Source organism: Clostridium tepidiprofundi DSM 19306 (genome assembly GCF_001594005.1).
GTDB classification, from domain to species: Bacteria; Bacillota; Clostridia; order Clostridiales; family Clostridiaceae; genus Clostridium_AC; species Clostridium_AC tepidiprofundi.
In genome coordinates this window covers 1-5,362 of the sequence record NZ_LTBA01000085.1, presented here as the reverse complement: position 1 = coordinate 5,362, position 5,362 = coordinate 1, and the positions used below count along the sequence as shown (strand labels likewise).

General features: G+C 28.0%; 6 protein-coding genes and 1 pseudogene. 2 read left to right on the top strand and 5 right to left on the bottom strand.

Features of this window, described 5'->3' with window-relative positions; genetic code table 11:
* Positions 1 to 442: pseudogene (locus CLTEP_RS13455) on the bottom strand (transposase); the annotation flags it as partial.
* Positions 443 to 703: 261 nt separating this feature from the next.
* Here CLTEP_RS13455 and CLTEP_RS13450 point away from each other — a divergent pair.
* Complete coding sequence (locus CLTEP_RS13450) at positions 704 to 982, top strand: hypothetical protein (RefSeq protein WP_066827547.1); 279 nt, start codon at positions 704 to 706, stop codon at positions 980 to 982.
* Positions 983 to 1,035: 53 nt separating this feature from the next.
* Here the strand turns inward: CLTEP_RS13450 and CLTEP_RS13445 are convergent, their stop codons facing one another.
* The 3 genes from CLTEP_RS13445 to CLTEP_RS13435 all read right to left on the bottom strand — a co-directional run bounded on the left by CLTEP_RS13445 (position 1,036) and on the right by CLTEP_RS13435 (position 4,276).
* Positions 1,036 to 2,061 (bottom strand): ATP-binding cassette domain-containing protein, encoded by a 1,026-nt coding sequence (locus CLTEP_RS13445; RefSeq protein ID WP_066827546.1) that lies wholly within the window; start codon positions 2,059 to 2,061, stop codon positions 1,036 to 1,038.
* A 17-nt stretch (positions 2,062 to 2,078) separates the two neighbouring features.
* Positions 2,079 to 2,780, bottom strand: a complete 702-nt coding sequence (locus CLTEP_RS13440; RefSeq protein ID WP_066827545.1) for a GTP-binding protein — start codon at positions 2,778 to 2,780, stop codon at positions 2,079 to 2,081.
* Positions 2,781 to 2,959: 179 nt separating this feature from the next.
* Positions 2,960 to 4,276 (bottom strand): ABC transporter substrate-binding protein, encoded by a 1,317-nt coding sequence (locus CLTEP_RS13435; protein ID WP_242863953.1) that lies wholly within the window; start codon positions 4,274 to 4,276, stop codon positions 2,960 to 2,962.
* Positions 4,277 to 4,844: 568 nt separating this feature from the next.
* Here CLTEP_RS13435 and CLTEP_RS14990 point away from each other — a divergent pair.
* On the top strand, positions 4,845 to 5,003 hold the full coding sequence (locus tag CLTEP_RS14990) for a hypothetical protein (protein ID WP_161938389.1): 159 nt from the start codon (positions 4,845 to 4,847) through the stop codon (positions 5,001 to 5,003).
* 30 nt (positions 5,004 to 5,033) lie between these two features.
* Here the strand turns inward: CLTEP_RS14990 and CLTEP_RS13430 are convergent.
* Positions 5,034 to 5,362 (bottom strand): transposase (locus tag CLTEP_RS13430; protein WP_153016344.1); only part of this gene is annotated, 329 nt, incomplete at its 5' end.

Below are 5,362 nucleotides of genomic sequence, written 5' to 3'. Positions count from 1 at the left end.
TTTTATCAACTCTTGTAAGACATTTATCACAACATTTTTTTGTGCTTTCAAATAGCTCTACACCATCTATTGCAACAACCTTTAACCCATCTATAGTACCACCTCTAAAAACCTTATTTTTTATAGTAGTTTTAATTATATGACTATGAATTCCTTTTAATCCATCTAAATCAAAACCACTGAAACACCGCCTGACAGAGTCAATGCGAGGAGTTCTAGTTTTTTTAGGTAACACTTTTTTAAATTTACCTTTTTCAAGCCAATGGTCTAATCTATTGAAACTTCTTATTTGAAGCATAAATCCAAATAAAACAATAAAAGCAATTGTTGAAATTTTTACTTCTGATTTTACTCTTTTATCTTTTAAGGTATTGATTTTTTCACCTATATGGTATACCTTATTAGTATAGGTGAGTAATTGTTTCAAATAACTCTTGCTCATTTTATCAGCATCCTTTTTGTGTGAATTTCTAAACAAAACTATTATAAAAAGGATGCTTTTATTTTGCAACTTTTTTCTCTATAATTTCCAGTAAAAATCGGAAAATCTCATATTTCCACTGATTATTCTTAAATTCTTATAAATCAATGGGCTACCAACCTAAAAAATTTTTAAGTGCTAAACTTCTGAAAAGAAATTTATAAAGATAAATTTGGATATATTTATGAGTTAAGTGGAAAAAGTTTTTTTAAAAAAGAGAATATGTGGGATGGTGAAGTTGTATCAACAGAACCTGTCAAAGTTCTGCGATGTGAGATTATAGAAAATATTTTAGAGAAATTATATGAATATAGAAGCAACAATTTACTTGATATTTATGGGTATCCTATGAGGCCAAGTTGTTATCCCCATAATGATAGTGACCTTCTTGAGAAATATAAACTTAATGTATCTACTTTTGGAAAGAATCAATTACAAGAGTTTATTAAGTACCATCCTAATCTTGAAAAAGAAGCTAATGACATTATCAGATCACTTTAATTTACTTTTAAAGCTAATATCTTTTTTAAAATATCTAAATGGGTTGTTTAAATTCAACCCAATCCTATAGTGCTTTTTTTAAGTTTTTCACCTTTTCTTAAATTAGCTCTTAACTTACTTATAATTGAATCTATCTTCTCTAATTCAGTCAAAATCTCTCTTTCTTCATCATCAGTTTCAATAATTTTGTGAATACCACCATTTTTAATTATAATTCTTTTATTTGCCATCAATGCCAAATTTGGATCATGTGTTGCCATTAAAACTATTTTATCCTCATTAACAAGAAGATTCAAAGCTCTTTTTCTATCTATACCAGCATTTTCAATTTCATCTATCAAAACAATTGGAGATGTACTTAATATAGCTGTATCCGCAATCATTAAAGCTCTTGACTGCCCCCCACTAAGCCTAGTAATGGGCGTGTCTAAATCAAATTTTTCACCTGATAGATAGTTAGCAGCTTCAATAATTCTTTTGATAATTTCTTGTTCATTTTCAACCATTCTACTTTGGGCATGCAATTCTATGAATTCTCTTACAGTTAAATCCATAACAAAATTCATGTTTTGGGATAATTGTGCGACCAATTTATTAGAAGATGAAAAACGCCATTTTTTATCAGGTATTTTGCCATTAATCAATATAGTCCTCCCTGTTGGCGTATCTTTATTAGCTGTCCATTCAATATCTGCAAGCAACCTGCTTTTGCCTGAACCTGTTGGGCCAACTATTGAAACAATTTCACTTCTATTAATTGTAATAGTTTGGAAATTCTCTTTGCTACCATTTTTATCATAACCAGCTACAATTGTTATAGATTCTACCTTATCATCTTCTATACCAAGAAACTGTAACATTTCATTGATATAAGTAACTATATCTTCTTGTAGCTTTTTAATATCAATTGCCCATTCTTCCATTTCTTCCTCAGTAAAATGTTCTAAATACTGTATAAATGTACTTTCTTCATATCCTTCTACATTTAAATTATTGTTTTGAAAAAATGAAACCACAAAAGGATATTTTTGCTCCAATTCTTTTATTTTTATTAATTTTATGTCATTTGAATTAATCATAACAATCACCTCTCAATTTAATCATCATGATCACCTAATTTTATTTTTCTAACATTTCCCATCTGATAATCTTCACCAATTCTTCTTTCTCCTAAACAGTATGAACAAAGAGCAGAAGGCATTGAAAACCTCAATTCTTTACCTCTAACCGTTTCTATATTTTCATTTTCATCATATAACAATGTGCTTAATTCAAATGCTCCCTGTCCTGTTAATCCATTGATGTGCATTGTTATCGCTTTTGGATTTACTGATCGAACCTTTGATGCAAAAACTTCTCTCTCTGCTTGTGATACAATATCACCTTTTGTTATAACCACAATATCCGCTGATTTTAACATTGGTCCAATTTTTTTTGGGGTATTTATACCACTTAAATTATCGATAACGCATATTGCTTTAATATCTTTGATATATGGAGAACATCTATTACATAGTCCTGCACTTTCTGTAATCAATACATCTAATTTTTGCTTGACTCCCCACTCTACAACTTCTTCAATATTGCTTATGAAATAATGGTCTGGACATAAAGAACCTGACAATCCTTTTTTAACTGGAACACCTGCCTTTTTATATAGAATATCATCATCTGTATATAAGCAATCAAACTTCACAACACCTACAGACAATCCCCTTTGATGTAGTGCCTGAATTGACTTTAATATTATTGATGTCTTTCCAGATGAAGGTGGCCCTGATATTGTTACTAAGTTCATATTTCTTTCCTCCTTGTATACATACACTTTTACTTTCTTTAAACATATCACTTCTTATTTAATATTTCACGTTAATTCAATTGGACTTAATGAATAGTGTTTTAAAGTTTATTATCATATGGAAGTTCAGAAACATATGGAAGTTCAGAAACACTCTTAATAAGCCTACGTCTATATATTTAAACATCATCTATAGTTCCATTCTTGACTTCTTTATTTTTAATTGCCTCATTAAACATTTTCTCACATTTATTTATTAAACTACCGATATCGTTATTATTAATGTAATCCCAACCTAACCACATATACTTATGTTCATCTGAAATCATATTATCCACATCAGGGTGAACACTTGGAAATCTACCATTATGTGCTAATATTTCACCAACCTTCTTTGATGAAAAGAATTTAGCTATTGGTTTCAATTGTTCTTTTCTATCCTTTTTAGTCAACATAAATATTGGACTTACTATTGCACCATCCTTTGGCCACACAGCTTTCATCGGTCCACCTTTTTTTGCCATTTTGGTGAAAAAGTAAGGCATTATTGTAACAACAGGTTTTACAGCCTTTTTAATATGTGATTTAACCATTTCTGATGGATGCATACTTTTTAATAAGTTTTTACCTAATCTTTTTATTCCATATTCACCATATTTATTGTATATATTTAATAATATAGCATTAAATAAATCAAAATCTCCTATTGGCAAACTCACCTTATTTTCAAATTCTTCACCTAAAATATCTTCCCAACTTGTTGGCATTTTAATTCCTTTTAGTTCTTGTGTGTTAACTAAAAACACTGCTGGGACAACTCCTATCATTGAATATTGATTATCTGGATCCTTCAAACTCAAATATTCATTCTCAAAATCTTTATTATAATGATCTATTTCTGTAATATCTTCAAATACATTTTGAGATTTATATTTACCTATTAAATTCTTATCGAAAAACAAATCAAATCCAGCAGATATAAATATATCTGCAAGTACATCTGCTGATTCAGAATTTTCTAAAGATGTCTTTAGCCACTCTACCCCAACAGATGCCGATTTCAAATCATAATTTATTTTTAAATTTAGTTCATCATTATTTTTATATAACCATTCTTGAAAAGATTCCATTAATGGAACTCTTACAGGACATGGTAGCACACCTTCAATCCTAATTTTTGTTTTTGGGGACGGTTCATTTGTTACTACTGTCTTATTTTTGGGGGACGGTTCATTTATTATTAGTATCCCATCAACATTATTTCTTTTTTCTTCAATAATATTTTCTAATTGTTTTGAAAATGTATTTATATTTATTCCTTTCATTTTCAAGGCAGTCTCTAATGTTATTGACTTTCCTATTGTTTTCCTTTGCATTTCATTTCTTATATTATCAAATCCTATTGAAACTAATAAGTCAATAGCTTCTTCATACTTTTCTGTAATATCAAATAATGTATCTTTTATGTTGAAATATTTATTATACATATCTTTCATATCTTTCACCTCTTCTTTTTTTATATCTTTTAGCTCTTTTATTTAGCTTCATTATTATTAGAGCTTTAAAGAGCTTTAGGGACGGTTCATTTCTATTCTTTTATTATTTTTATAAATTTCAAATCAACCATACCCCTTGGTAATTTTGATAATATTAATCATTTTTTCTTTGACTAACTACTATTCTTATTTATATTTTCCTGTATTCCTTCATGTATTGCTTCATCTTTTCTTACCTTTTTATTATCTTGCCTAATTATATCATTTGCATTTGCAATTATATCATTTGCATATCCATATTTCTGTATCCTATGTTACGTGAAATTTTTAAGCTTTTTAGGGACGGTTCATTTTTATATTATATTTTCTCATAAAAAGGAATTTAAATAATTCAATAATGTTATATATTTTTTAAATCAAAATTGATTAAATTTCATCACTCTTGTCAATAATCTAAAATGTCAATAATCTAAAATTAATACTAACAATAATGAATGATTGAAATCTGCTTGTTTACGCTTGTTTATAGCAAAATTAAATATAAATTACTATCGAAGGAGTTGTTATTATGCCTAGAAAAGCTAGATTTAAAATAGAAAATGGAATTTATCATGTTATGCTCAGAAGCATTAGCGATTTCCCCCTATTTAAGAAAAATGAAGATAAAAATGCTTTCCTAAATATTGTAAAAAAATATCAAGTTACTATAAATGTGCAAAAATGCTAGCAAATTTTTACAGTATATAATTATACTTTTCTATGCAACTTTTAATAGGCTACATATTTCTTGTTTAGTAAAACCTTCTTGTGATTTATCACAGATCCAAGAAATCAAGGCTTCTTTAGAATTATTTCTAGCAATTTTTAATCCTTCACTAAAGGAGGTATAATTATCACAGACACCAAAAATACAATATAAATATGCTAACTGAGTTATGATTAAATATCTTTTTATTGCTCTAGAACTTCTTATTTGATATTTATCAAGATTTAACTCCATTTTATTTTGACGAAAAAAAGTTTCTATTGTCCATCGACAATTATACCTTTGAAAAATTTCCTCATCACATAAACTGATATCTGTTG

Excerpts from the sequence above, each read along its gene's own strand:
- CLTEP_RS13440 (WP_066827545.1), bottom strand. The coding sequence starts at position 2,780 with ATGAACTTAGTAACAATATCAGGGCCACCTTCATCTGGAAAGACATCA.
- CLTEP_RS13450 (WP_066827547.1), top strand. The coding sequence starts at position 704 with ATGTGGGATGGTGAAGTTGTATCAACAGAACCTGTCAAAGTTCTGCGA.
- CLTEP_RS14990 (WP_161938389.1), top strand. The coding sequence starts at position 4,845 with ATGCCTAGAAAAGCTAGATTTAAAATAGAAAATGGAATTTATCATGTT.
- CLTEP_RS13435 (WP_242863953.1), bottom strand. The coding sequence starts at position 4,276 with ATGAAAGATATGTATAATAAATATTTCAACATAAAAGATACATTATTT.
- CLTEP_RS13445 (WP_066827546.1), bottom strand. The coding sequence starts at position 2,061 with ATGATTAATTCAAATGACATAAAATTAATAAAAATAAAAGAATTGGAG.